Below are 24,996 nucleotides of genomic sequence, written 5' to 3'. Positions count from 1 at the left end.
CCCGAATAGTTTTCAAAAAGAATCGGGAAAATAGTAGAAAAGCTTTTCCCTTACCGGTTAAGGATTGAAATTATTTCATCAAAGAGCCTCTCGGCCAGCTCGCGCTTGCTCATTTTCGGGAGCCTCTTTGTGAAGTCCCTGCCAACCAAGAGCACCTCGTTCTCCTCACTGCCGAAAGCTCTGAGCGTGTTTGCAACAACCAAATCGCTTCCGGCACGCTCAATCTGACGCTTGGCTTCTTCGATTAGTTTCTCCTCATCGGTTTCGGCCTTGAAACCGACGAGAAAGACACCGGGCTGGAGTTCTTTAACGCGGTCTATTATCTTCGGCGTAGGTTCAAGCTCAAGCGTTAATGCCTTTCCGCTCTTTATCTTTACGCTGGCCTTCTCCCTGACACGGAAGTCGCTGACCGCGGCCGCTAAGACAACTATGTCGTATTTCTTGGCCTTTAACTCATTCTCTATCGCCTCAAGCATATCTTCTACCGTTTCCACCTCGACCTGGTTCTCTACGAAGCTGGGAACGCTTCCCTTAGTCCTAATGAGCGTTACCTCTGCCCCCCTGAATTCCGCCTCCTCCGCTATAGCCACGCCCATTCTTCCAGAACTCGCGTTGGTTATGTAGCGAATCGGGTCTATGTACTCCCGCGTTGCACCGGCAGTGACGAGAACGCGCTTTCCTTCGAGGGTCTTTGGATGGAGCTTTTTGATTACGCGGTAGACTATCTCGTCTATCGAGGCGACCTTTGCTTTTCCCTCATCAAAGCGGGGGCCTATGAACTCGACGCCGAGCCCCTTGAGCTTCTCGATGTTCTCAACGACTATCGGATGCTCGTACATGGTGGAGTGCATCGCGGGGGCTATCATTATGGGCGTGTGTGCGAAGGCCGTTGTCACAACGGTTGTAACTGGCGTGTCATCTATGCCGCAGGCGATTTTTCCTATCGTGTTTGCAGTTGCAGGACAGACGAGGATCAGGTCGGCCTTGTTCTCGTGCTCTCCAGCCAACTCAACGTGCTCTATGAAGCCGGTGATTTCAGTTACGACCGGATTTCCGGTGGCGAATTCCATGGCGTAGGGGTGAATTATTTTGGTTGCGTTCTCACTCATGACGGCGTGGACTTCCGCGCCGTGTCGAATAAGCTCCCTGGCAAGTTTTACGCACTCGACGGCGGCTATACTGCCAGGAATCGCGAGAACGATTTTCTTCCCGAGAAGCTTCCGGCTTTTGGTGGCGTGAATAAGCTTAACGTGGTGAAGCATGAGGACACCTCCAGAAGAGGGTAGCACTAACTCATATATAATACTTAGGAGGAACTCAGAGTTCCCTCACTGCATCATCCTCGAACTTTCTAACCTCTTCCTTGGTGCCCACCCACACGACTATGGTCGGCTCGACGGTTATCATGCCGTCCCTTATCATGGGTTTTACTTCATTTATGGCGTTCTCAATTTTATACCCTCGGTCAACGGCCTCAATTATGATGGGAAGGTCCGCTGAGAGCCTCATAACGTCAGCTGAGTGAACCTTGCTCTTCTTTCCAAAGCCGTAGATGCCACGGTACACCGTTGCCCCTGCGATGCCCATCTTGCGGAGCTTTTCCACTATCGCCTTGTAGAGGGGTTTCCCATCAAACCGGTCGTTCTCACCGATGTAGATGCGAAGGCGAAGCGTGTTCCAGTGTTCGACTTCAACCACGAAATCACCTCCTTGCAAGGATGAACCCGATGAATATTAGGCCTATCGTGATTATAACGTTTGCCGCGATGTTGAGGCCCGCTATAAGGTACTCCCTCTCGCGCAGGAGCGAAAAAGTCTCATACGAGAACGTTGAGAACGTGCTCAAAGCACCGCAGAAGCCAGTCCCGAAGAAGAGCCTCCACTCGGTTGAAATTCCTATGCCCCAGAAGAGCAGGCCGTAGAGGTAGCCGAGGATCAGGCTGGCTATGCTGTTCACAAGGAGCGTTCCAACCGGGAAGTCTCTGTAAATCGGCAGTATTCCCGAGATGTAGAACCTTGCCAGCGCACCGAGGGCGCCGCCGAGCATTATCGCGGTGATTATCCTGACGTTCATTTTTCTCACCATGCGTTTTGGCCTTCTGGGTTCCAGGGGTGCGTCGGACGATCCCTACTTAAGATTTTTGTACCCTGAGGAGTCCGGGAAAGCGCGTTTTAGTCCTGCGGGGTCAGTGGAGGTGGTCATTCCTTCCCACCGAAGTTGAGGTAGTAGCGTATCTTTTTTTCGACCTCACTGTAGTCCCTCTTTGGAAGTCCCAGCCGCTCTCGAAGCCTCTTGTTCTCGGCGATCATGGCGGAGAGCTGTATCGCGAGGTTCTGGTTGTCCAGGGCGATGTAGTACGAGCGGAACTTTAGGGGAGACCATTTTCCCTCCAGCTCGTAGAGCTCCGCATCGAGCCTGGCTATCTCTTCTTTGAGCCTTTTGAACGCCGTCTCGTTGGCTTCCGGGTCGTCGTCGAGGTAGCCGTGGAGGAGGATTATCCTGACCGCCTCTTCCGGGCGAAAATCGTAGCGTTCACAGAGCTCCATGATTTCCTCAAAGGTCTCGTCCAGAATCCTGAACGTCACCCGACGCCAGCCCTTCTTTGGTCTTACCGTGAGTTTCATCTTCTTCTGGCCTCCAGCTCCGCTCTAAGCCTCCTGTTTTCCTCGCTGAGCTCTTTCCGGAATGCCATAAGGAACTCCTTGTCCCGCTTTGCGGTTTCCTCGAACTCGACGAGCTCGGCATAGCTGACCCTCATCTCGGCCAGCTTTTTTTCCAGCCCATCCTTTCTTTCGAGAAGGAGGCGAAGCTTTAGAACCCTAAGCGTCCTCTCCAGCCCCTCCAGGTCCCGGAGTCTCTTCTCTATCTCGCGCTTGTTTTTTCGTATGGCCTTCAGCTCCTCGCTTGTGACCTCTATCTCCACGGAAAGCCCCTCCGACCTTTTCTATCCTGGGTTTTTCTCACCGTTGCCCCAGTTTCGAGGCCCTTCAGGGCTTCTATAGTCAGGGGCAGTGCCGATGTTTCCTTCTTTGTGGGCGGTTCCTCGGCACGGTAGTCGAACTTGTCGATGAACGAGCCGAGTCGCTCCTTGAGGATCTGCAACTTTTCCAGCTGGACGGTCCCAAGCCTCTCCGCAGCATCCGGATTCGTCCGCCGAAGGATTGACACCAGCATCCTGTAGTGTCTCCTGCAGAGCACCGATTCCGAGTTCTCATACTCCTGAAGGAGCTCTTCAATCCTTTCCGCAAACGCGTCTACCGTGCTTCTCTCCTTTTCCGCCATCAATCCGCAGAGGAAACACTCTCCCTCCTCCGGAAACGTGCCCTCCTCAAGGTATGCTATGTACGTCCTCAGCATGTGTTCGTAGATTATGGCCACGCCCAGGGGGCCCAACAGGGGCTCCGAATACGCTTTTCTGAGGGTTTTCCATGCGTGGTAGGTACAGAGACCGAGGCTTTCCTTGAACTTCTCCCTCACGTCCGGGTTGTTCACGTGCTCATAGAGTATCGTCTCTATCTCGGATTCCTCGTATTTGCGGAGGATTCTGCAGACGGGACAGCCCTCCCCCATTGCATCCCGGAGGTAAATGCCAATCAAATCCATGCCCACCACTCAGATGAACCTGTTCATGAAGTCAAGCACCGCCAGCGCCCGGTATGTGTTCTGGAAGTTCGAGATGCCCAGTTCCAGCGAACGTCTGAAGCCGCCGTTGGAGTTCTGAAGCTGGCGTATGAACCAGATGTGCCGTCTTGGGCAGTCCGGCCTCTCGCCCTGCAGTTCAAGTCCTCTGGAAGCGTAGAACGTAGGCTCAAGGTAGGGGGGAAGGCTGTATGGAACCTCCGTAAAGCCGCCCCACTCGCCGCAGAGTTCGCAGTTCTTGAAGTGGGGGCTCTTAGGCGGCCTGTAGCCTAAAGTGCGGAGCGTGTGCAGTGCCTGATACGTCATCGTCGTAGTTGGCCCCTTAACGCCGTAACCGTTTCCGTTCCTGAACTTCATGACGAAGGTCCTTATGGCTTCCTTCTCGTCGGGGCTAAAATCATAGCCTATAGCCTTGAACGCCTTGACGACCCAGTAAGTTGCCTCCAGCGGCGTCGCCGTTCCAAACTCCTCGCTTCCACCGAGACCAACGGCGAACCTGCCCTCAAGGGGGTTGTATTTGGTGAACACTATCCCAACGTGCTCCCTGGCCACGTCCCCTGCACCCAGTATCGCCAGACCCTCCATTGCCATTGCTATCGCAACGACCGCCGTCTGGGGCTGTATTGCCCTTTCGAGGAACTCCACCGTCTTTTCTGGCTCCGGAACCTTCATGCCAAGGAGATCGTAAATCTTGACCGCGTAGTACGTGTCGTTGACGTTGGTGTCATCGAGAACACTGACAAAGCAGTAGCCACCGTCCTCATGGCGTCTCTCCTCTATGTACCTGATGAGCGAATCAGCGTTAACGAACCTTCCAATTGTATAAAGCTTCGAGCCCATTCTACCGCCTCCTCAAGGTTTTGACGGAGAACAGGCGTCATCAGCCCTCGGCGGGCGGTTCGGCTCGAAGCCCGGGCGGACGCCATCGCCCAAAAGACCATCTGAAAGGCGTTTAAAAACGTTTGTGGTGCAATTACCTAATAACCTAAAAATTTAATAAGCATAAAACGGCCTTTCATTTGTGATGAAATCATGGAGTTCATAGCCTTCACATACGTCGGGAACTTCGTGAAGGAGGAGGTCATAAGGGAGGTCGTGTTTAACGTATTTGAGGAGGCCAATCATTTCTTCGAGGAGAGCGATATCCCCCTGCGTTTTCTGTACATTGGGAAGCTCAAGCTTGAGCCAGGGTACCTGATAAGCCTGAACACCCCGGAAGGTAAGGTCAGAGTTTATCCCCTTGAGGCTCTGGTCGATGTCCTCCACGCCAAGCTTCTCAACGAGATAGAGGAGCGGCCAGACATCAAGATGAACAAGATATTTGCCCTGACGACCTTCCCTCTAGTCTCTCGCAATCCCTACTTCGATTTCTTCGAAAAGTTTCTTGGAATACACGAAACGCGGATTGGCCTCAGGATCATGGTGCTCTCGATGAGGCCTTTTGAACCCCCCGAGCTCTCGGAGCTCCTGAAGAAGCCTGGAGAGAATGGAGATAGAGAGCTTCTGAGGTCCAAGCTCCAGCTCTTCAAGAACCGCCTCCTCAAGGGGGTTCTCCACGAGGTCGGCCACAGCTTTGGCCTCGGTCACTGCACCAACAACTGCGTCATGAACTCGCCCTCTAGCATGGAGGAATGGGACTCTAGGATGCTCGGCTACTGCGATTCTTGCTTCATCAGCCTCAGGAGGGCCGTTGAGTGGTCCGACCTCAACCTCAGGGATTAAGCGGTGAGGCAAACGTTTTAGGGGTTTTAGACGTACGGCAATATGATGTGGCGCGGGAGATTTTATAGGTACGAACCCGGAAGGGCGAGGAAGGCCCTACCCCGCTATTTCTCGATCCTCGCTGGGGAAGTCGAGCCGATATTTTTCAACGCGAGAAAGGTTGCGGTGAGCTTTAGCGAGGATGCTCCGCTCGACGACCTCTGGAGCGCTCACGCCGAGGGGATGGACAGGCTGGAGGACAACGACCTCACCGAGGTTCCTGAGAAGAGCCTTCTCGACCTCAAGGCGTTCATCGCCAACAGGATTCTGGAATCATGTACCCTCTGCGAGATAAAGTGCCGCGTTGACAGGAGGAAGAGCATCGGTTACTGTCGCGTCCGAGAGAGCCTCGTTGCGAGCGACTTCCTCCACTATGGGGAGGAACCTGAGCTGGTGCCGTCCTACACCGTCTTCTTCTCCGGTTGCAACTTCCGGTGCGTTTTCTGCCAGAACTGGGACATAAGTCAGTACCGCGTTGGGATTGAACATCCACCTGAGTTCATGGCTCTAAAAATCGAGGAGGCTTTTCGGAGGGGAGCCAGGAACGTTAACTTCGTCGGCGGCGAACCGACACCGAATCTGCCCTTCATCCTTGAGACCCTGAGGCACGTGACCGTTCCGATTCCCGTCGTCTGGAACTCTAACATGTATATGAGCGAGGAGACCATGAGGCTCCTCGACGGTGTGGTTGACGTTTATCTCGCCGATTTTAAATGGGGAAACAACGTCTGCGCCAAGAAGTACTCAGGGGTTTCAAGATACTGGGAAGTCGTGACGAGGAATTTCCTCCTCGCTAGGAAGCACCTTGGAGCGGAGTTCCTAATAAGGCACCTCGTGATCCCGGGACACCTCGAATGCTGCACGCGGCCAATACTGAAATGGATAGCCGAAAATCTCGGAAAGGACGTCAGGGTAAACGTTATGTTTCAGTACCGGCCGGAATACAGGGCGGATAGGCATCCTGAGATCAACAGGGAGCTTAAGGAGGATGAAATGCAGAAAGCCTCCGAGATGGTTGAGAAGTTAGGCTTTAGAAACGCCCTCGTGGGGTAATCACCGGGCCTGGCGAGCCTGAGCGTCTCAATGAACCTTTTCCCTACCCCCTCGATGGTGAGTCTGTACCGGGCATACCGTGAAGCGGCTCCGTCTCCTCCACGCTGATAAAAACCCTCGCCATCTTCCTGAGCATCCCCTCCAGCTCCCCCGATGGGATTGCTGTTATTAGCTGTTGTTATCTGTAATCTCACACCTCAAACGCGGCATGACCGGTTTTATGGTTTCCGGAACCGCAAAGTTTATAAAGAATCACACATATGCAATATTACAGTTACGTATGTAGAGGTGATATGACATGAAGAAGTTGCTGGCTGGATTTATGGCACTGGCCGTGTTCGGCCTGATATTTGGGGCCGTTGCGGCCTATCAGGGCACTCCGGGACCGAATCCGGAAGTTGAGAGGAGTGCGGCTATGACCTATGCCCGGGGCATGGGGCACGGAAACGGTGGAATGATGGCCGGAGATGGGACTCCCTATATGGGCCTCGGTGTGAAGTCGGCCAACCTAACCGGGGTGGACGTTGACCCTGTCGAGGTAGCTGACTATCTTGCCCAGGTCACGGTTGAGGAGTTCACAAACAATCGCGGCATAACCGTCCAGAAACTTGTCTACGAGGGTGATCACATCGGAAAGGTCGTTGGCGATTACGACCTCACTCAGCTGAGCATTTATGCCGCCTACGAAACCCCCAACGGCGTTAAGGTTTTCCTAGCCTATGACGGGAACATAGTGGGCTTCGTTCTTATGAAATGAGCCCGAGCCTTTCACTTTTTTTGTTTTTGGTCTGAAGCGTTCCTTCTATGAACCGCTGACCAGCTTTTTCGCTTCCTCCAGAACCTTTGCCGCGTGCCCTTTTGCCCGGACGTTGAGTTTTTTCCAGACGATTTCGCCGTTCGGGTCGAATATGAACGTGCTCCTTATCACCCCCTCGTACTCTTTCCCGTAGCGCTTCTTCTTGCCCCAGGCCCCGAGGGCCCTTATCAGCTTCGCCTCAGGGTCGCTAAGTAACATGACTTTCAGCCCGTGCTTCTCTTTGAATTTCATGTGGCTCTTCACGGAGTCCTTCGAGACACCTATCACCTGAAAGCCCAGCTTTTCGAACTCAGGAAGGAGTTCCGTGAACTCCTTTGCCTCAGTGGTGCAACCCGGCGTGTTGTCCTTGGGATAGACGTAGAGAACAGTCCACTTACCACTCAGAACCTCTTGGAGCGAAACTTCCTTTCCCTCTTCATCGAGAACCCTAACTTCCATCAGATTCATTGTATCACCCCTTCCAATTAGGACATCCTAACTCATAAACGTTTGCGTGGGATAAGATTATTTAGGAATGGATTGAATTGTTCCATTAGGTGGGAACATGAAGCTTCCGTCTCACAAAACTAAGATAGTTGCCACGATAGGTCCCTCCTCGATGAACAGAAAGACCATCGAGGCTATGATAAGGGCTGGATTAAGCGTCGCGAGGATAAACTTCGCCCACGGCGACCTTGAACAGCACGCAAAGACTGTCGAGATGGTGAGGGAGGTCTCTGAGAGGCTCAACCGTCCGGTGGCGATCCTCGGAGACCTTCCCGGGGTCAAAATCCGAGTTGGGGAGATACTCAACGGCTCCGTACCGCTGAGGCGGTGGCAGACGGTGGTTCTGACGACGAGGGACGTCGTTGGGACCGAGAGTGAGATACCAGTGGAGTTCAAAGAGTTTCCAAAAATGGTGTCTAAAGGGGACGTCATATACCTGAGTGATGGATTCATAGCGTTAAGGGTGGAGGACGTTCGGGGTCAGGACGTTATCTGCAAGGTTCTCGTGGGGGGAACCCTCTTCTCCCACAAGGGCATCAACGTGCCGAAGGCGAGGATGGCGATAGACGCCGTGACCGACAGGGATTTGGAGTTCATCGAATTCGCGATTGAACATGGCATTGACGCCGTCGGTATAAGCTTCGTCGGCTCGGCCTATGATGTTCTCAAGGTTAGGAGATTTGTGGAGGAGCGGAAGGGGAGTCTCTTCATAATCGCAAAGATAGAAAGGCCGGACGCCGTGAAGAACTTTGACGACATACTCTGTGCCGCCGATGGGATAATGATAGCCAGGGGCGACCTCGGTGTTGAAATGCCCATCGAGAAGCTCCCCGTCCTTCAGAAGAAGCTCATACACAAGGCCAACGTTGCCGGAAAACCCGTGATAACCGCCACCCAGATGCTGGAGAGTATGACTGATGAGAAGCTGCCAACGAGGGCTGAGGTCACCGATGTGGCAAACGCGATCCTCGACGGAACGGACGCTGTGATGCTTTCAGAGGAAACTGCCGTTGGAAAGTATCCCGTCGATGCGGTTAGGATGATGGCAAGAATAGCCAAGACGATAGAGGCATACAGGGACTCCCAGTGGTCCGCGCGTATTATCGAATGGAAGATGACCCGCTGGAGTGAGAAGGGCCCGAAGAAGGGCACGATAAAGGACACGATAGCCAGGAGCATCATAGAGGCGCTTAACTCGATGGACATCAAGTACATACTCACCCCAACTAGAACCGGAGAGACGGCAAGGCTCATATCGCGCTTCAAGCCGAAGCAGTGGGTTCTGGCATTCGCCACCGACGAACACGTTGCAAGGAGTCTGATGTTCTCGTACGGTGTCTACCCCTTCATCGTCACTGAGACCAGCGAGGAGGAGATACTGCGTCTCATACGCGGGCTGGGGCTGGTCAAAGAGAACGACCCCGTTCTTCTGACCAAGGGGACGCCGATAGGAAAGACCGTTGGAACGAACACCATAAGGATATTCACGGTTTGATGCCCTTTATCTTTTTAGGTGATTGGAGTGAGAACGTTCATAATTAAGGCCAACAAAGCCCATACCGTTCCGGATTTCAAACTCAAGGATCTCCCGGGCACAAGCGGCAGAATAGACCTTTTGTGCAGGTTCCTAAACTCCGCTTTTCTTCTATCCCACGGTTTCAGAAAAAACGTCAGGGTGTGGCTGAGTCTCTATGGCCCGCCAAACCCGCCGAAGGCGATAAGGTTTGAGGGTCGGGAGATGAGGCCCAAGACTCTCAACCCCGATGAACTCAGCACCGCCAAGCTGATAATCCGTGCCCTTAAAGCCGCTGAAGGCTTGAAGGGGCCGAGCAAAGAGACCGAAGTTCTTCCGGGCATCTACGTGAGCAACATGACCTTTGAGGATATCATTAGAAGAACCCTCAAGGGCTCCACCCTCTACTACCTCCACGAGGAGGGGAGGCCGATAACCGACGTGAGCTTTCCCCAGAACGTCGCCTTCGTTCTCGGCGACCATGAAGGGTTAATGGAAGAAGACGAGGCATTTCTAGCAGGAATAGCACAAAAAATAAGCGTTGGAAGGAAGAGCTACCTTGCATCCCACGTGGTCGCCTACGTGAACATATTCCTCGACTCCCTCACTCCTCCGCCCTGAGCTTCAGCGAGGTGTGCTCCTGCTTGAGCTCCTCCAGCTTCTCCACTATCTTTTCGCTAGTCTCCCTGAGCCGCAGTGCCAGCTCCTCAAGCTCCTTTATCTGCCTCTCCAGCTCTTTCTCCCGCTCCTCGATTTCCTCCATGGCCATCGCGAGCTTTTCCTCCTCGCTCTTTCTGTAGACTTCAATGCTCAGCCCCTCGTAGTCCCACTTGATAGTCCCATCCTCAATACTGAACGGCACCGTTATCCTGACGACGTCGCTCTTCTCAACGCCGAGCTCCTGGAGCTTCTCGAAGATTTTCTGGTTCAGCTCCCCCGCTGCCCTGACGACCTCTCTCGGGTCGACTTTCTTCCGCGTCAGTGCGAAGAGAACGCGCCTCACCTTATAGGCGTAGCCAGAGGCACGAACGAATCCCGTACTCAGCCTCATGGCCACCACCATAAGTGTTTTATCCTTTGGGAAATAAATAACTAACGGTGAGAAAAATGAACATCCTCATATTCGGGCCTCCGGGAAGCGGCAAGTCCACCCACTCAAGGACCATAACCGAGCGCTACGGCCTGACGTACGTCTCCTCAGGGGATATGATACGTGCCGAGATAGAGCGCGGAAGCTCTCTCGGCAAGGAGCTGCAGAAGTACCTTGCGCGCGGGGAGCTGATACCGGACACCGTCGTAAACACTCTGATAATCTCCCGGCTGAGGCGCGACAGGAGAAACTTCATCATAGACGGTTATCCAAGAACTGCGGAACAGGTTCTGGCTCTCGAAAACTACCTCTACGACCACGGTATGAGCATAGACGTCGCCATAGAAATATCCATATCCAAGGAGGAGAGCATCGAGAGAATCTCTGGCAGGAGGATATGTTCGAGGTGCGGTGCCGTGTACCACCTGAGATACAGGCCCCCAAAAGTTCCCGGAAAATGCGACATCTGCGGTGGAAAACTGGTGCAGAGAGAGGACGACCGGCCGGAGATAATTGGAAGGCGCTACGACCTCTACGTGCGGAATATGGAGCCGATCATCAAGTTCTACAAAAAGCAGGGAGTGTACGTTAGAATAGACGGGCACGGCGGGATAAACGAGGTCTGGGAGAGGATAAGGCCCCTCTTGGACTACATCAGGAACCGGGAGTCCCCTTCCCAAGGAGGTTCATCAGCTCCTTGACCTCAGCGCTTTCTGCCAGCTCCTCAGCCTCCTTCTCGATCTCGACCTTTCTCTTTAGGATCGATGCGAGGGTTTTATCCTCTGGGTCGAGTATCTTGACCTCAACGGGAATGAGCCTCTTCGTCAAGGTTTTGATATATGTTCTCGTTTTGTCTCTCAGCTTCTTCTCTAGCACTTCCTTTTCCTCTGGGGGAACGGGGTACTCCATCTTGAGGACTATCGTGAGGATATGGGGCTCCTCAATGGGCACTGTCACCGCGAGGGCTGAGAACTGCACATTCCACTCACGCAGGGTTATCATGAGGCCCTTTCCGAGGCGTTCTAGAACCTCCCTCATATCATCAGGGCCGTTGACTACTAGCCTGGCGGCCCTCTCTGGGTGTTCCTCCAGGGGGTGTTCATCCACCACCTTGAAGCCCGATATCGCAAACCTGACCCCGTAGACCTTCCCGAAGGTTTCCGTGGCATCGGAGGCAAGTTTCTCAAGGAGGCCGTAGACGAAGGGGTCCACCTCCATGGAGAGGAACCTCTGAAGCCCTCGAACCTTCAGGAAGAATATGAGGTTTAGAATCCTATCCTCCGGCTGGACGAAGACCGTGAGCTCCTCCAGCGATGCTCCAAAGGCCTCAACGGCCTCCCTAATCTTTCCCGCGAACAGTTTGTCAATGATTGGGTAGTAGTCCGGTGGATTTACCGTCAGCAATTCCAACACTCCGTTACTAAATACGACGAAATCACTTTAAGGGTTTCCCATGCAGATATACCTGGTGGTTCCATGCGGATTAAATTCTACGCCACGTTTAGGGAGATGGTCGGAAGGAAGGAAGTAGAGGTTCACGGGGTAAAAACCGTGCGCGAGCTCATCGAGTATCTCTCGAAACACTACAGCCCAGAGATTAAAAAACAGCTCCTTGAAACGGAGCGCGTTAACGAGGACAAGCCCGTTGACGGAATGATACTCGTCAATGGCCACAACGTTCTTCACCTAAATGGGCTCGACACTGAACTTAAAGAAGATGATGAGGTTCACATATTCCCGCCAGCGGGGGGAGGGTGATGGCGGTTGCCGAACTGTGCCTGTTCCCACTGGGAACGGAAACTCCGAGCGTGGGAGAGTACCTGGAGCCCGTACTGGAGGTCATCAGGAGGAGCGGCCTTAAATACAAGCTCTGTCCGATGGGAACGGTCGTTGAGGGTTCGGTGGAGGAAATCCTTGAGCTGGTGAAAGCCTGTCACGAGGCTATCCTCAAAGCGGGGGCAGAGAGGGTCGTCATAAGCCTTAGAATAGACGATAGAACCGATAAGCCCCTGACAATAGAGGGCAAGATGAGGGTGTGAGATGGCGGAGTACTTCGACAGAATAGCCGGCAGATACGATGACTGGTACAGAACAAAAACCGGAATGTATGTTGACAGGATTGAGAAGTGGCTCGTCTTTTCCATGCTGCAGTCGAAATCAGGAAAGGCCCTCGACCTCGGCTGCGGGACGGGCAACTACACACTCGAACTGAAGAAGAGGGGCTTCGACGTGATCGGCCTGGATGCCAGTGAGGGCATGCTTGGGGTGGCACGCTCCAAGGGGCTGAGCTGCATAAAAGGAGACGCCTACTCCCTCCCCTTTCCCGACGAAAGTTTTGACCTCGTGCTGAGCGTCACGATGTTCGAGTTCCTTCATGAGCCCGAGAAAGCAGTGGCCGAGATAAACCGCGTTCTGAAGCCCGGTGGAGAGGTTCTTATAGCGACGATGAACGGACGGAGTGCGTGGTTCTTCTTCAAACGGCTGAAGAGCCTGTTCGTGGAGACCGCTTACAGATACGCCCGCTTTTACACCCCCACCGAGCTTGAAGGCCTGCTCAGGAATGAGGGGTTCGTTGATGTAGAAAGCGCGGGAGTGATATACTTCCCGTCGTTCTGGCCCTTCTTCACACTGGCCGAGAGGGTTGACAGGAAGTTTCATAGACGTTGCAAGGACATTGCGGCTTTTATAGCGGTCAGGGGCGTGAAGCCTTGAAACGGATAAGGCTGATAACCCGCGAAGAAGCGTGGAAACGGGCCGAGCGGATAAAACGGGAATACGAAGCAATTTACGGCATTAAATTTGAACTTGAGGCCGCGTTTATACCCCTCGCCAACGTTGTACCCACCCAAGCAGCGCTGAGCGAGGTAAAGCTCCTGGTCGTTCTCCAGGAGATAAAGCACGGCTATGATGCGCCGATTATAGTCATACCCTACGCGGGCAAGTACTACCTCCTAGATGGCCACCACAGGGCCTTCGCCCTGAAGAAGCTGGGATTTGAGAGCGTTGAGGCGATCATAATCCGGCCCAGGGGCAGTTTTGTGCCGGGCGTTATCAAAACAACGGAAAAAGAGGGACTAAAAAGGCTCGAAGATATTAAAATAGTGAGGGATTAGCCCTCCCACACCACGTACTCCTTCTTTGTAATGAAGATTGGCTCCACCCTCTTCCTGACCACGACGACCCTGTCCTCACCGTACTTCTGGTAGAGCTTCTGAATGTAGCCCTCAAAGACGCCGTCGGGCATCGATGCCTGGGCGGTTATCTCGTTGTCCCCCGCGTTGACGCTTATTCCGCCCTTGACAGGCACGTAGGTTACGATGTCCTGGTGGGGTTCGAGGTAGAACTTCTCCTGGTAGATGTCCTTGCCGTTGGGTGCGACGTAGTAGACAATGCTCGCCCGGAGGTAGAGGTCAACAGTACGCTCCTCCCTGAACGCGGCGGTGAGCTTGAGCTCTCCGCTCTTGCCCTCGCCAAGAACGTAGCTCGGGTTGACATCCTTTCCATCGACGTAAACCGGTCCGTCGATGACTCCAACCGGACCGTTCTGAACCAGAACGAAGCGGTACTTGGTGGCGTTGGGTATGGTAACGTTGACCTCAATGGGAGTCTCGTTGAGGTGGTTCATGCTGATGCCCTCGGCTAGGATTTCCCTCTTCACCAGCACGCTGCCGTTGTAGGCCTCAAAGATGAGGGTTGCGTCTTTGACGTCCCTTCCGAAGGCAGATATCCAGAGCCTCAGCTTCTGTTCTCCCAGCGGGAGTTTTCCACCACCGAGCGTGCTGTAGAAGGCCTTCCACGTACCGTTCTCGAATTTGTCGATCCTGTAAACGGCGAAGGGCCTGAACTCGTAGGTCGACACTCCACCGGAATTGTAGACCGGCTTGAAGTTGGCAAAGAGCATCTGGGCGTCCCACGGTTCGAAGGAGAACGGTATCTGGAACGCCAGCCTCACGAAGTTGCTGAAGGCTATCTTCTGGTACGCCAGAAGCCCGTAGCCCTGGAAGACGTAGAGGACGTAGGGTATGTCCCCCCTTCCCTGTATGACCCTCCCCTTGGTGAGGTCTATGGTGAAAGCCGGCTGATAGGAGTACTTTCCGGTGTTGATGTACACCACGGTCTTTCCGCTCTCGTTGACGTACTGTATGTACTGCATGGGTATGACCTGGAACATCGGGTTGCTCCGGTATTCACCGTATGTTATCGCGCCTCCGAGGTAGCTTATGGCGTTGAACTTGTAGATGTCCTGCTGCCAGACGATGAGGTAGTTCAGCTCCCAGGCTTCGAAATCCTGCTCGCTCTCGTTGCCGTAGTGGGAGAAGAAGTCAGCAACTATGTAACGCCTGTCGTAGGCGTGACCGCCGTCCGTTGCCGAGCGTCTGTGGCTGAGCAGACTGGACTCAATCCAGTAGCCATAGTCCCACCAGCTGGTGGCGCTGTCTAGGGGGTTGCTGTTCTCCTTGAGCCAGGTTAGGGAGTTGACCCACTCGGAGGGAACTGAACCCTGGCTCTTCGCGGTGTTGGTGGCTATGCTGTTCATATACTGGGCTCCGATGACCGGCAACGGCAGGAATAGGAGCATCAGAAGAACGGCGTAGAGTGCCTTGGTAGTCATGCTCTCCTTCATCTCTTCAACGAAGAGGAAGATCTCTCCTATGGCAACGCCGGCCAGCAGGAGTATGGCTCCCGAAGCTTGGAACACGAAACGAACCGCTAGGAGTAGCAGATACAGAGAGCCGATATAATATGTGACAAGGAATATCTCCTTGTGGCCTGTCAGGTCGTTCTTGAGGAGCTTCCTCACGAACCTCGCGGCGACTATGATAAAGCCCACCGCTGAAAGGACGAAGATTAGGGCGTCTTTGGTTTTGACGCTGTAGTATGTCTTTATGGTGTTCCAGTCTGTCTTCGCAAGCTCTGCCACCGTTTGATAGAGGGGATTTGACTGGGTAGCACTTCCCAAGAACTTCATCAAATCCCTTCCGAAGTAACCGTAGACCGCCAGTATTCCTAGGACCGCGATAACGGTGACGGTACCCAATCTGTGTTTCTTGTCCGAGTAGTTCAATCCAGCCCGCTCGCCGTAGAGCATTATTGCAACGAGAACGCTGAGGGCTACGAATGCTTCAATGGCGAAGATCAGGAACCACTTTATGCCGATGAATCTTGTATAAGACAGGCCCAGTCCAACCAGTAAGGAAACGCCGTAGAGCGGGAAAAAGTCTCTGACGAATCCTTTTAGAGCGTCCATCTTCCCGAAAATGAAGAACACAACCGAGGTAACGCCCGCAAAGAGCAGCAGTATTCCAATACCGAAAGTGCTTCCAGTCCATGCGGCCATGTAGAGGACACTCATCAGGAGGAACAGCGCCCCGCTGGTGACTTTTTTCCAGTTCCAGCTCTTCTCATCGAGATATACCATGAGCAGAAAGACCGCGAAGAGGAAGAACATCATGAAGGGCCCTTCACCACGGTTGTTGCCTGAATAGGTCTTGCTGAAGTTGGCGTAGGAGAACATCATGAACGCTGCCGTCCAGAGGCCGGCCCAGTTGGAGTGGAGCTTCCTTCCGAGGAGATACGCTGCTATGATGGTCATCGCCCCGACGAACGGCGGCCAGAGCTTGAACGCTCCCAGCGTATTGTAGCCGAAGAGGGAGACGATTTTGTAGAACACTGCCTGAATGGTGTAGAGGCCGAGGTAACCACTCGCCTTTATCCCGGTTGGAGGATCAGCGTAGGCAAAATATTTGGGAATCCACTCGTTGATGGCTATCCTGTACATCTCGTAGTGGAAGAAGGTATCCGGGTCAAGGAAGGTCTTGTAGTTTGAGGTGACGTTTCTTATCTTGAAGCCAACGTAGGCCAGTATGAGGACTATCAGGGGGATTCCGTAGGTCTTGAACTTCTGATAGTACTCGGGGAGGGAAGTTTTCTCCCCTTTCTTCTTTCGTTTTTCCTTAACTTTCGTTTTTACCATCTAAACCACCTCATTCGACAGTTACGGACTTGGCCAGATTTCTCGGCTTATCGGGGTCGTTGCCCCTCAAGACCGCCAGGTGATACGAGAGTATCTGAAGGGGAACAACATAAACTATCGGCGTGAGGAGCTCGTCCATCCGGGGCATCTCGATGAAAACGTCGGAGACCCTTTTCAGTTCACCTTTATCGCCGAGGCTTATTATGTACGCTCCCCTGGCTTTGGATTCCTCGATGTTTGAGACCATCTTGTCGAAGGTCTTTCCGCCGGGTGCTATCGCGACGACCGGGACGCCGTCCTCAAGCAGGGCGAGAGGTCCGTGCTTCAGCTCGCCTGCGCTTAATCCCTCCGCGTGGATGTAGCTTATCTCCTTGAGCTTGAGTGCCCCTTCAAGGGCCGTTGGAACGCTTATGCCCCTGCCGATGTAGAAGAAATCCTTCTTTTCCTTGAGTTCCTCGGCAAGCTCCCTCAGTGATTCATCGTGCTTGAGAACTTTCCCCACAAGTTCCGGGACGGTGCTGAGCTCTTCCTCCAGTCTCTTGAGCTCTTTCTCCCCGGCGGTTCCAAGAACCCTCGCCAGCTCGATGGCGAGCATCGTGAGGACCGTCAGCTGGGTAGTGTAGGTTTTTGTTGCTGCGACGCCTATCTCAGGCCCAGCGTGGGTGTAGAGAGTGAAGTCGGCTATTCTGGTCGCCATGCTCCCGACAACGTTGACTATCGCGAGAACCTTTGCGCCCTTCCTTTTGGCCAGCTTCATGGCCGCGAGGGTATCTGCCGTTTCCCCGCTCTGGGTTATGGCTATGACTAGGGTGTTCTCATCCACCAGGCCTTCGAACTCGTAGCGGAACTCGCTGGCATCCTCAACGATTGGAACCTTCTTGGCGAGCCTCTGGAAGAGGTACTTGGCAACTAAGCTGGCGTGATACGAAGTGCCCATGGCCACTATGAATATCTTCTCGTATCTGGCCACCTCCTCTGCCACCGAGCGGATTATCCCGGCGTTTCCGTGGAGGGCGTCCCTTATAGCTCTGGGCTGTTCGTATATCTCCTTGAGCATGAAGTGGGGATAACCAGCCTTTTCTGCCATCTCGAGGTTCCACTCTATCTCGTGGACGGGCTTTTCAATCCTCTCACCTGTATCGAGGTTCTTAACCACCCATGAATCCCGGGTTATGACTGCGTACTCCCTGTCGTCCAGAAACACGACATGGTTCGTGTACTCAAGGAACGCCGGAACGTCGCTCGCGGCGAAGTTCTCTCCCTCCCCAATCCCAAGCACTAGGGGGCTCTCGTTCCTCACGAAGTACAGCCTGTCCGGCTCTTCGGTGTATATTATGCCGAGCGCGAATGAGCCTTTGAGCCTGAGGAGTGCCCTCCTCATTGCTTCCTCAAAACTCCCACCTGATTTGAGTTCGTCTTCTATAAGGTGAGCTATAACCTCGGTGTCGGTGTCGCTCTCAAAGGTGTGGCCTTTTTTAATCAACTCCTCCTTCAGCTCCGCAAAGTTCTCGATTATACCGTTGTGGACGAGGGCAATCCTGCCGGTGCAGTCCCTCTGGGGATGGGCGTTAATGTCGTTTGGAATCCCGTGGGTGGCCCAGCGGGTGTGCCCGATTCCTCTCTTGCCGGGCATTTCGAGAAAGCTGAGTTTCTCAGCGAGTTCGTCTATTCTCCCGGCGCCCTTCTTTATGTAAAGCCGTCCTCCGTCGGCCGTCACGATTCCAGCCGAATCATACCCGCGGTATTCGAGTCTTTTAAGGCCCTTAACGATGACCTCACATGCCGGCCTGTCCCCTATGTACCCGATAATTCCACACACGGCAACCACCCACCTATTTACTCTTTTCCCGGATAAACCTTAAAAGTTAAAAGCGTTTCTCAACTGCGCTCTCTCGGTGCCCGTTGATATACCCTTTGGTTCAGCCTTCGATTGGTGGAAAAACCTTTATACCTGAGGGTATACGGAATGTGGGTGGGGTAATGGACAGGAAGCTCGACGAGTTCCTGAGGCCCGCGTCCCGGCGGGCTGCTGCGGGGGATGAACGGGCAGGGCCGCGTAAAAAGAAGAAACGGCTAAAATCAACCAGCCTTGACTCTTTTCTGCCCGACGAGCACCTGGACTATTTCAAAAGGCTCCGTATCGGTTCAAAAAAGATACGGAACGCCAGAATCGAGGAACTATAGTCCCTCCGCTATTATCGCCATCTTTCCGAACTGGAAGACGAAAGCCCTTCTATCGCCCTTCAGGTTTGCCTCTATCCTTTTCCTGACCTTCCAGTACTCGCCTTCGGGCACGCTTATCCTGAGCGTTGCCCTTCCAAAGCCATCCTTCCTGAGAAAGTCGTTTATCCTGACCGGATGGAAAGGCACGATGCCCACAACGGCGTAGGTTCTCTTGAGGTAGGGGCTTCTGACTTCCTCGTTGCCCGTCGCCAGAACGCGCCTCTTCTCGCGGAGGAGCATCTTTGTTCCGGCCGGGAGCAGGTAGAACAGCTCGTTTATCAGGTCGGCGTAATCAACGCTCTGGGGAATCTCGTAGAGGTACTGGCCGGGCCTTTCTGTCCACTCAACTATGTTCTCCAGATCAGGATTGCTCTCAAGCCTCACCCCAGCGGGCAGGATAACGGCGCTCCTCTCTGCCCTTGCAAGAGGTTCGGTGTAGAAGGTCAGCCTGTTGAGTGCACCGAAGAGGTCTATGTACTCGAACTCTCCCTCCCAGGGAACCCTCTCGCGCCTCATCTGGGGAGGTAGGTCGAAGATGAAGGCGTCAGTTTTGGATTTGTAGGCTTCGTATACCTCCAGGGGACTCGGCAGGAGGTCTTCCAGTTTCCTCTCGGGCATTTCGGGGGGTCGAGCTGGATCCGAGAATATTACCTCAGCATCAACCTTCTCGACGGTATTTTCACTGAGTGAATCGGCGTTTATGAACTCGATGTTGTGAACCCCATAGCGCTCGGCGTTCCTCCGCGCGAACTCCACCTTTAGGGGGTCGATGTCGATTCCATATGCCTTCTCGACCTTCATCGCGTAGAATATGAGCTGTATCCCTATCCCGCAGGAAACATCGGCAACGCTTTTGACGCCAAACTCCCTCAGACGTTCGGCGCGGTATTTTGCCACGACCTCGTGAGTGGCGTAGCGCAGGCCTTCCAGATCCATCCAGAGATCTTCTCTGGAGAACTTGTCCCTTGCCCTTATTCTGGCCCGGGCTATCTCGGCTATGAGCTCCCAGTCCTCACCGAGCTTGGCGCGGAGCTTCCTCTCGTCTAAACCTCGCTTTATCATGTCCACGGCTTCTCTAATTTTTTCCTCGGTAATCCCTTCGAGCATGTTTCCGCCTAAGGGGAGAGGCTTAAAAACGTTGCCGCGCTAATCTACCCGGTGGTAAAATGGACTGGAGGAGAGTCCTCTTCATCGCGATTTCAGCCGTCATACTGCTCGGTTCATTCTGGTATCTCTACGACTTCGCATCCCGTTCTGACCTAAGGGACTACATCGGGGACGAGGTCTGGTACGTCCCTGCCAGCAGAAACGTTCTCCACAGGCTTGGGGTTGATCTTCACTACGTGAACGAAACGACGAACTCGGCTGGAATAAACGTCATCTTCTCAAACACAAGCGTTCGGATAAAATACCAGTACGACGTTGAGAAGATAGCCCTCCGGTACAACGCAACCTACGAGATGGAGTATCTCAAGTTTCCGGGCGTTTACTTCGAGATACCGGTGGATAAAGTGGACGGCTTCCTCAACGCCCTGTCCGCAGAGATACCTGCGGATGCCTACTACGTAGTCCCCGGCTACAGGTATCCAGACAAGGAGAACATCCAGAACTACCTCAACACCGAGCACCCCTTCCTGGGGAAGGACATCATAATGCTCGGCATGCTCGTCGAGGACAAGCCCATAAACTGGCGCCTGCCGGGAATAATCGCCTTCGTCCTGATAGGCGTTCTGGTCGTTCTCGCAACGTACAGGATAAGCGGCAGCTACCTCGCGGCGCTCATAGCCCTCATCTTCACCGTCGCGGACCCGACCCTCGAAGCTACCGCCGTAACGGCCATGCTGGACATCCACGTGGCCCTCTTCGTGGCATTGTTCACAACGTTGCTGGTCTATGAGCGGAAAAAATCTTCGGCCTTTGCTGTCGGCCTTGCCGCTGCCGCCAAGCTCAGCGGGGTGTTCGGTTATCCCGTGCTCCTGGTAAAGGCTTTCAAGGGCGAACGGAAGCTGACGGGCTTTCTGCTCACCATAGCCGTCTTCCCAGCCCTGGGATTTCTTCTCCCCAATTTGATAGCAGTTAAGGTTGTTGGATTTGAAAAATGGTTGGATGATTTTTTGGGCAGCTTCCGCTGGCACCTCTCGAACAAGGGCGGCCATCCTGCGGCTTCGCCGGTCTGGGAGTGGTTCATAAACAGGAAGGCCTTCCCATTCCACTACAACCCCAACATATTCGCCCAGACGGACCCGTTCCTGCTCCTCAGCATGGTTCTGTTCATACTCGCCCTTCCCTGGCTGTACCGGAGGCGGGGTAAGCTGTTGATTCCCTACGGGGTGTTCTGGAGCACGGTTGGGTTCTTTGTCCTCCAGTACCTCCTCGGGGGGACGACCCAGTTCAGCTTCTACGCGACCGTCCTCGTCCCGCCGGCAGCCATAGTCATGGGAGTTGCGCTGAAGGAGCTCCTACGCTGGGAGGCATTCACGGACTCTCTATGGCTGTACATTGAGTGGCTGTTCGAGGTAAAGGACAGAATAAGGTTGAGACTGGGGAGGTGAGAACGAGTTTTTATCCCTGACGGCTTTTTCTATGATGAACCCCACATCGTTCTCTCCCATAAACCCAGGGAACTGAAGGTTTACTTCTCAATACTCGCCGCCATGGCCGAGGGCCGGGAGAGGCTGAGTGAGATATCACATATGTAGGTGTCGAAGGGAGAAGGATATGCCCCTACCTTGAAACGCTGATGCGCCTTGGCTTTGTTGAACGCCAGTTCCCCGGAAGAAGTAGAGCAATACATGTGGAAAGTTCTGAAGCTCTCCAAGAAAATAAAGAAAGAGATCCATGGGGACAGAGTAAGCACCCACGATCTGGGCAAAGAGAACCCGATGATCTGGTCAGCACTCAACATTAAGGAGTTCCGTCAGTTCCTCGCCGAGATCAGCGGGAAGAAGATAGAACCAGAAAAACCGAAATTCCCGGAGACGAAGAAAGCCGTCGAGAGTGTCCATGATGATATTAAACTCGAAGTCCAGAAGCTCCTCGGCGTTCTGAACGGGCTCAAGTATGCGGACTACTCCCAAAAGGCCGTCGAGAAAGCACTCAAAGAACTTGAAGCCGAGATAGAAAAACTCATCGAGGAGAAAAACCTCGAACTCCTTGGGGTGTATTCCACGGTTGCCCTCCTGTTGAGGAAGGGGGAGTTTGAGGAGGCGCGGGAGTTCTTAAAGGGACTGAACTCTTAGCTTCCCTGCGATGAACTCCCTTGAGAACTCGGCAAGCTTCAGGGCTTCCTCCGCGTCCTCTTTTTCTGGCACATAAATGCCAGGATATCTGACTTCAACAGCATATTCAGTTAGGTAGTGCACCCCTCTTTTTAGGAGCTCGGCAAAGGCCGGGTCAATCTCCCTGCATTCGTTGATCAGGAACTTCAAGTTGTGTGTTTTGGATATCTCTTGCCCCTTCTCGACAAGGAAGGCCTTCAAATATTTCTCAATGGCCTGCTGGGAGTGAAAGCAGGATAGGGCGTATAAACCCTCCCTGTAAAGTATCTTGGCAGCTTTTAAGTCCTCGTCCCCCTTATGGAACCATTCCCGGGAGTCTTCCCTCATACCTTGATCCCTTCCTTGGTGGCGTAGTAGTAGATGTAGCCCTTCATGTCTTTGAGCCTTTCAAATTCGTCCTCCGATACTATCAATATGTCCGCAGGGACGTCAAGGCTCTCGTATATCCCCCTCCACAGCTCGCGGTATTTCTTCCTGTCAAGTGGCTCTTTGATCACCACGAGGATGTCCCAGTCGGAATCCTCCCGAAAGTCTCCCCTCGCACGGGAACCAAACAGTATAACTTCCACAAGGGCCAGGCCTGCCTTTTCAACTTCCCGGGCAATCGTTTCCCTGATTTCTTCAAGCATGATTCCTTTAACGTCTTCCTGATATTTATCCTTTGTGCTGTCATCTACGGTTGCCCTTTCAGAAACTCCTCCAGGCTGACCTGTCCTTTCTTCTTCGGTTTTCTGACCTCTAACTCTGTCCTCAACCTCCCCTCTATCTTCCTCAGCGTCTTCCAGCTCCGCCTGACTATCGGCGGGAACTCGCCGTGCTCGCGGTAGTAGTTTTCGAGGAACGTCCTCGTCCTCGGGTCGCTGGGATAGCCGCTTCCAATCTCACCGTACTCCCCCTTCAGCTTTTCTATCGCCCTGTCGCGGGTCACCTTTGCTATTATCGAAGCCGCAGAGACCGGCACGAACTTGTCGTCTGCCTTGTGCTCTGCTATTATCTCCGCCTCGAAGTTCAGCTTTGCTCTTATCTCCTCTCCGAAGCGCTTCTCCTTCACGTCGGCGGCGTCGATGTATATCACGTCGGGCTTAACCTTGAGCGAGTTGAGGGCCTTAACGAAGTTCTCCACCTCGAACTCGTTGAGCGTTCCAGCGCGGGAGTCTATCTCCTCCGGCCATAATTCCAGAATTACATAATCGTCTAAAAGTGTAATTATTTCAGCGAACAGTCTCTCCCTTTTCTTCGGTGTCAGCTTTTTGGAGTCCTTAACGCCGAGCTCTTCGAGCTTGGGAACGTTTTTCTCGTCAACAACCACTGCCGCTATTACCATGGGGCCTATGACAGGCCCCCTTCCTGCCTCGTCGATTCCACCAAGCCTTTTTCCCAACATCTCACCTCCTGAAGAGAAGGACGCCGTAGATGATGCCCAACATTATCGTTGCCAGGCCGCTCGGTGGTATATCCGTGAAGTATGCAAGGACTACGGAGGATAGCTGTATTCCCAGGGTCAGGAAGAGGCTGACGCCTATGACCTTCCGGAGGTCGCTCCTCACCATGAGAGCTATCGCTCCCGGAAGGACGGCGACAACTTGGAGCGTTATCAGGCCAACGGTCTGGACTATTAGCGCTCCAATCGCACCGACGAGGACGTAGAGGATCATCAGGTACGCACGGGTGTTGCCGCCATAGCTCTCCAGCCCATCGGGGTCAAAGCTCAGATAGAGGAAGTCGCGGTAGAGAAAGAGCATGACGAAGAAGAGAAGCGCTCCCCCGAACACGAGGATGGTGAGGTCATTGAGGGTTATTAGAAATATCTCACCGGTGAGGTACGATACTATACTCTCGCTGAGCGGGAAATAGGGCTTTCCGGCCATGACCTTGTACAGAACGCCGAATCCCAGAACGGTGAGTCCCGCCACAAAGCTTGCCACTATTCCAACGGCGGAATCCGGGGAGAAGCCGAGCTTCTCGAGGTGGGCTATGATTAGCACAACTGCCACCGTTACGACGAGGGCGACGAGCATCACCATGGATAGGTTGTCGAGCAGGAGGCCGAATATCATTCCCAGAACAGCACCAAGGAGAAGGGCGTGGAAAATGGCGTGAGTCAGGAAGGCAAGTCCCTTGGTGTTGATGAGTGGACTGAGCATTCCGAGGAGGACGCTGACCATGATGCTGGCCAGGAGAGCCCGTATCAGATACTCCGGAATCACCTGCCCCCACCCCCATGTCTGTGGAGGTGAGTGTCGCCGGTTATGCAGAACAGCTTGCCTTCAACCGGCACGACCCTCGCCAGGGGGCCGTAGACAGACTTGATTACGCTATCTCTTAAAACCTCGGCGGGTTTTCCAAAGGCAATCAGTCGTTTGTTGAGGAGCATTACCTTATCTCCGAGCTCGATCAGGGGGTTTATGTCGTGGGTGGTTATCACCATGGTTATGCCCCTCTCCCTTTTTATCTTGTCCAGAACCCCGGCCACTTCGGCTCTGGCACTGGGATCGAGGGCGGACAACGGTTCATCCAGAATGAGAATCTCCGGATCGCTAATGAGCGCCCGGGCGAGCAAAACGCGCTGCTTTTGGCCGCCGCTGAGCTCACGGAAGAGCCTGCCGGCCAAACCTGCCAGACCAACGAAGTTGAGGACCTCCTCGGCCTTCTCAAGTATTCCCCGGGGTATCTTGAAGTGAATGAAGCCCTTCCTGTAGACCCCGCCCATGGCGACGACTTCGAGGGCGGTTAGCGGGACTCTCTCGTTCAGGTTGTGGCTCTGGGGTACGTAGCCTATAAGCTCCCTCGCCTCGCAGGGCGGTCTGTCAAAGACCCTGAGTTCCCCTGAATATTCCCTGTGGAAACAGGCTATCGTCTTGATGAGGGTTGTTTTTCCTGCCCCGTTGGGGCCGAGCAGGAGTAGAGTCTCACCCCTCTCTATCTCGAACGTGACTTCCTCCACCGCGGGTACTCCATCGTAGGTTATGGTGAGGTTCTCTGCTTTTATCGCTGCCATGGGCATCTCCGAACTTCAATTTAAGCGGTGCGTTTTTAAACTTTCATGTGTCCATACTGGACAGAGATGGGTAGCCACATGGCAGGCAGTGCAAAAATTTTAAAAGCACAGACCTGTACTCTCATTAGAAAATTTTTGCAAGGCTCAGGTTTATAAGGGCCGG

Annotated in this window: 31 protein-coding genes and 1 riboswitch; of the genes, 13 read left to right on the top strand and 18 right to left on the bottom strand. The window is 53.7% G+C overall.

All coding sequences use genetic code 11. The features are described from left to right. Positions 1–50: 50 nt before the first annotated feature. From coaBC to E3E25_RS05865, 7 genes are all read right to left on the bottom strand, one after another. Positions 51–1,262, bottom strand: coding sequence for a bifunctional phosphopantothenoylcysteine decarboxylase/phosphopantothenate--cysteine ligase CoaBC (gene coaBC / locus E3E25_RS05895; protein ID WP_167892216.1), 1,212 nt, complete (start codon positions 1,260–1,262; stop codon positions 51–53). Positions 1,263–1,317: 55 nt separating this feature from the next. Continuing rightward, entirely contained in the window at positions 1,318–1,698 is a 381-nt protein-coding gene (locus tag E3E25_RS05890) for a DUF190 domain-containing protein (protein ID WP_167892215.1), read from the bottom strand. A gap of 4 nt (positions 1,699–1,702) precedes the next feature. Then, positions 1,703–2,074 (bottom strand): fluoride efflux transporter CrcB, encoded by a 372-nt coding sequence (gene crcB, locus E3E25_RS05885; protein WP_167892214.1) that lies wholly within the window; start codon positions 2,072–2,074, stop codon positions 1,703–1,705. Between the two features lie 125 nt (positions 2,075–2,199). Next, positions 2,200–2,625: a hypothetical protein gene (locus E3E25_RS05880; RefSeq protein ID WP_167892213.1), complete on the bottom strand. Its 426-nt coding sequence runs from the start codon at positions 2,623–2,625 to the stop codon at positions 2,200–2,202. Next, a complete protein-coding gene (locus tag E3E25_RS05875) occupies positions 2,622–2,924 on the bottom strand; it encodes a hypothetical protein (protein WP_167892212.1) in 303 nt (100 codons plus the stop codon). The genes E3E25_RS05880 and E3E25_RS05875 overlap by 4 nt, the downstream gene beginning before the upstream one ends. After that, positions 2,915–3,604: a DUF6062 family protein gene (locus E3E25_RS05870; protein ID WP_167892718.1), complete on the bottom strand. Its 690-nt coding sequence runs from the start codon at positions 3,602–3,604 to the stop codon at positions 2,915–2,917. The genes E3E25_RS05875 and E3E25_RS05870 overlap by 10 nt, the downstream gene beginning before the upstream one ends. 9 nt (positions 3,605–3,613) lie before the next feature. Then, positions 3,614–4,480 (bottom strand): hypothetical protein, encoded by an 867-nt coding sequence (locus E3E25_RS05865; RefSeq protein ID WP_167892211.1) that lies wholly within the window; start codon positions 4,478–4,480, stop codon positions 3,614–3,616. 24 nt (positions 4,481–4,504) lie between these two features. After that, positions 4,505–4,579, bottom strand: a riboswitch (Fluoride riboswitch). 93 nt (positions 4,580–4,672) lie between these two features. Here E3E25_RS05865 and E3E25_RS05860 point away from each other — a divergent pair. From E3E25_RS05860 to E3E25_RS05850, 3 genes are all read left to right on the top strand, one after another. Then, entirely contained in the window at positions 4,673–5,362 is a 690-nt protein-coding gene (locus tag E3E25_RS05860; protein ID WP_167892210.1) for a peptidase M54, read from the top strand. A 45-nt stretch (positions 5,363–5,407) separates the two neighbouring features. After that, the gene (locus E3E25_RS05855; RefSeq protein WP_167892209.1) at positions 5,408–6,454 is read left to right on the top strand and encodes a radical SAM protein; all 1,047 of its coding nucleotides are present in this window, start codon (positions 5,408–5,410) and stop codon (positions 6,452–6,454) included. A 298-nt stretch (positions 6,455–6,752) separates the two neighbouring features. Next, on the top strand, positions 6,753–7,211 hold the full coding sequence (locus tag E3E25_RS05850) for a hypothetical protein (RefSeq protein ID WP_167892208.1): 459 nt from the start codon (positions 6,753–6,755) through the stop codon (positions 7,209–7,211). Positions 7,212–7,256: 45 nt separating this feature from the next. Here the strand turns inward: E3E25_RS05850 and E3E25_RS05845 are convergent, their stop codons facing one another. Then, positions 7,257–7,718 carry a peroxiredoxin gene (locus tag E3E25_RS05845; protein WP_167892207.1) on the bottom strand — a complete coding sequence of 154 codons (462 nt, stop codon included), beginning with the start codon at positions 7,716–7,718 and terminating at the stop codon, positions 7,257–7,259. A 97-nt stretch (positions 7,719–7,815) separates the two neighbouring features. Between E3E25_RS05845 and pyk the strand changes: the two genes are divergently transcribed. Further along, the gene (pyk, locus tag E3E25_RS05840; protein ID WP_167892206.1) at positions 7,816–9,252 is read left to right on the top strand and encodes a pyruvate kinase; all 1,437 of its coding nucleotides are present in this window, start codon (positions 7,816–7,818) and stop codon (positions 9,250–9,252) included. 27 nt (positions 9,253–9,279) lie between these two features. Beyond that, positions 9,280–9,891 (top strand): tRNA (pseudouridine(54)-N(1))-methyltransferase TrmY, encoded by a 612-nt coding sequence (trmY, locus tag E3E25_RS05835; protein WP_167892205.1) that lies wholly within the window; start codon positions 9,280–9,282, stop codon positions 9,889–9,891. On the opposite strand, the gene E3E25_RS05830 is transcribed toward trmY, so the two are convergent. Then, entirely contained in the window at positions 9,875–10,321 is a 447-nt protein-coding gene (locus E3E25_RS05830) for a single- stranded DNA-binding family protein (RefSeq protein ID WP_167892204.1), read from the bottom strand. The genes trmY and E3E25_RS05830 overlap by 17 nt on opposite strands. A 56-nt stretch (positions 10,322–10,377) precedes the next feature. On the opposite strand from E3E25_RS05830, the gene E3E25_RS05825 reads away from it, so the two are divergent. Beyond that, on the top strand, positions 10,378–11,061 hold the full coding sequence (locus E3E25_RS05825; protein ID WP_167892717.1) for an adenylate kinase: 684 nt from the start codon (positions 10,378–10,380) through the stop codon (positions 11,059–11,061). Here the strand turns inward: E3E25_RS05825 and E3E25_RS05820 are convergent. Further along, entirely contained in the window at positions 11,015–11,770 is a 756-nt protein-coding gene (locus E3E25_RS05820; RefSeq protein WP_167892203.1) for a hypothetical protein, read from the bottom strand. The two genes, E3E25_RS05825 and E3E25_RS05820, sit on opposite strands and share 47 nt — an antisense overlap. Positions 11,771–11,836: 66 nt before the next feature. Here E3E25_RS05820 and E3E25_RS05815 point away from each other — a divergent pair, with 66 nt between their 5' ends. From E3E25_RS05815 to E3E25_RS05800, 4 genes are read left to right on the top strand one after another with little or no spacing between them, the layout of a single operon-like run. After that, complete coding sequence (locus E3E25_RS05815; RefSeq protein WP_167892202.1) at positions 11,837–12,118, top strand: ubiquitin-like small modifier protein 1; 282 nt, start codon at positions 11,837–11,839, stop codon at positions 12,116–12,118. After that, positions 12,118–12,399, top strand: a complete 282-nt coding sequence (locus tag E3E25_RS05810) for an MTH1187 family thiamine-binding protein (RefSeq protein ID WP_167892201.1) — start codon at positions 12,118–12,120, stop codon at positions 12,397–12,399. The genes E3E25_RS05815 and E3E25_RS05810 overlap by 1 nt, the downstream gene beginning before the upstream one ends. Position 12,400: 1 nt before the next feature. Continuing rightward, the gene (locus E3E25_RS05805; protein WP_167892200.1) at positions 12,401–13,072 is read left to right on the top strand and encodes a class I SAM-dependent methyltransferase; all 672 of its coding nucleotides are present in this window, start codon (positions 12,401–12,403) and stop codon (positions 13,070–13,072) included. Then, complete coding sequence (locus tag E3E25_RS05800) at positions 13,069–13,473, top strand: ParB/RepB/Spo0J family partition protein (RefSeq protein ID WP_167892199.1); 405 nt, start codon at positions 13,069–13,071, stop codon at positions 13,471–13,473. Before E3E25_RS05805 ends, E3E25_RS05800 begins: the two co-directional genes overlap by 4 nt. Here E3E25_RS05800 and E3E25_RS05795 read toward each other — a convergent pair. Both E3E25_RS05795 and glmS read right to left on the bottom strand, forming a co-directional pair. Beyond that, positions 13,470–16,334 carry an STT3 domain-containing protein gene (locus E3E25_RS05795; protein ID WP_167892198.1) on the bottom strand — a complete coding sequence of 955 codons (2,865 nt, stop codon included), beginning with the start codon at positions 16,332–16,334 and terminating at the stop codon, positions 13,470–13,472. The genes E3E25_RS05800 and E3E25_RS05795 overlap by 4 nt on opposite strands. Before the next feature lie 10 nt (positions 16,335–16,344). Further along, complete coding sequence (gene glmS / locus E3E25_RS05790) at positions 16,345–18,153, bottom strand: glutamine--fructose-6-phosphate transaminase (isomerizing) (RefSeq protein WP_167892197.1); 1,809 nt, start codon at positions 18,151–18,153, stop codon at positions 16,345–16,347. A gap of 161 nt (positions 18,154–18,314) precedes the next feature. On the opposite strand from glmS, the gene E3E25_RS05785 reads away from it, so the two are divergent. Continuing rightward, on the top strand, positions 18,315–18,518 hold the full coding sequence (locus tag E3E25_RS05785) for a PCNA-inhibitor (RefSeq protein ID WP_055429317.1): 204 nt from the start codon (positions 18,315–18,317) through the stop codon (positions 18,516–18,518). Here E3E25_RS05785 and E3E25_RS05780 read toward each other — a convergent pair. Then, positions 18,513–19,664 carry a methyltransferase domain-containing protein gene (locus tag E3E25_RS05780; RefSeq protein WP_167892196.1) on the bottom strand — a complete coding sequence of 384 codons (1,152 nt, stop codon included), beginning with the start codon at positions 19,662–19,664 and terminating at the stop codon, positions 18,513–18,515. The two genes, E3E25_RS05785 and E3E25_RS05780, sit on opposite strands and share 6 nt — an antisense overlap. A gap of 59 nt (positions 19,665–19,723) precedes the next feature. On the opposite strand from E3E25_RS05780, the gene E3E25_RS05775 reads away from it, so the two are divergent. Together E3E25_RS05775 and E3E25_RS05770 are read left to right on the top strand one after the other, a co-directional pair. Beyond that, complete coding sequence (locus E3E25_RS05775) at positions 19,724–21,109, top strand: dolichyl-phosphate-mannose--protein mannosyltransferase (RefSeq protein ID WP_167892195.1); 1,386 nt, start codon at positions 19,724–19,726, stop codon at positions 21,107–21,109. A gap of 240 nt (positions 21,110–21,349) precedes the next feature. Beyond that, positions 21,350–21,796, top strand: coding sequence for a hypothetical protein (locus tag E3E25_RS05770; RefSeq protein ID WP_167892194.1), 447 nt, complete (start codon positions 21,350–21,352; stop codon positions 21,794–21,796). On the opposite strand, the gene E3E25_RS05765 is transcribed toward E3E25_RS05770, so the two are convergent. Genes E3E25_RS05765 through E3E25_RS05745 form a run of 5 tightly spaced genes read right to left on the bottom strand, consistent with a single transcriptional unit; the run spans position 21,776 to position 24,833 of the window. Next, entirely contained in the window at positions 21,776–22,162 is a 387-nt protein-coding gene (locus E3E25_RS05765; protein ID WP_167892193.1) for a HEPN domain-containing protein, read from the bottom strand. The genes E3E25_RS05770 and E3E25_RS05765 overlap by 21 nt on opposite strands. Then, a complete protein-coding gene (locus tag E3E25_RS05760) occupies positions 22,159–22,464 on the bottom strand; it encodes a nucleotidyltransferase domain-containing protein (protein ID WP_167892192.1) in 306 nt (101 codons plus the stop codon). Before E3E25_RS05760 ends, E3E25_RS05765 begins: the two co-directional genes overlap by 4 nt. 44 nt (positions 22,465–22,508) lie before the next feature. After that, complete coding sequence (gene rnhB, locus E3E25_RS05755) at positions 22,509–23,219, bottom strand: ribonuclease HII (protein ID WP_167892191.1); 711 nt, start codon at positions 23,217–23,219, stop codon at positions 22,509–22,511. 1 nt (position 23,220) lies between these two features. After that, positions 23,221–24,042 (bottom strand): metal ABC transporter permease, encoded by an 822-nt coding sequence (locus tag E3E25_RS05750; RefSeq protein ID WP_167892190.1) that lies wholly within the window; start codon positions 24,040–24,042, stop codon positions 23,221–23,223. Continuing rightward, entirely contained in the window at positions 24,039–24,833 is a 795-nt protein-coding gene (locus E3E25_RS05745) for a metal ABC transporter ATP-binding protein (protein WP_167892716.1), read from the bottom strand. The genes E3E25_RS05750 and E3E25_RS05745 overlap by 4 nt, the downstream gene beginning before the upstream one ends. Positions 24,834–24,996 lie beyond the last annotated feature (163 nt).

Origin of the sequence: Thermococcus sp. MAR1, assembly GCF_012027305.1 — an archaeon.
Lineage (GTDB): Archaea > Methanobacteriota_B > Thermococci > Thermococcales > Thermococcaceae > Thermococcus.
Note: the sequence above shows the minus strand (reverse complement) of the source record. Positions and strands in the feature narration are given on the sequence as shown.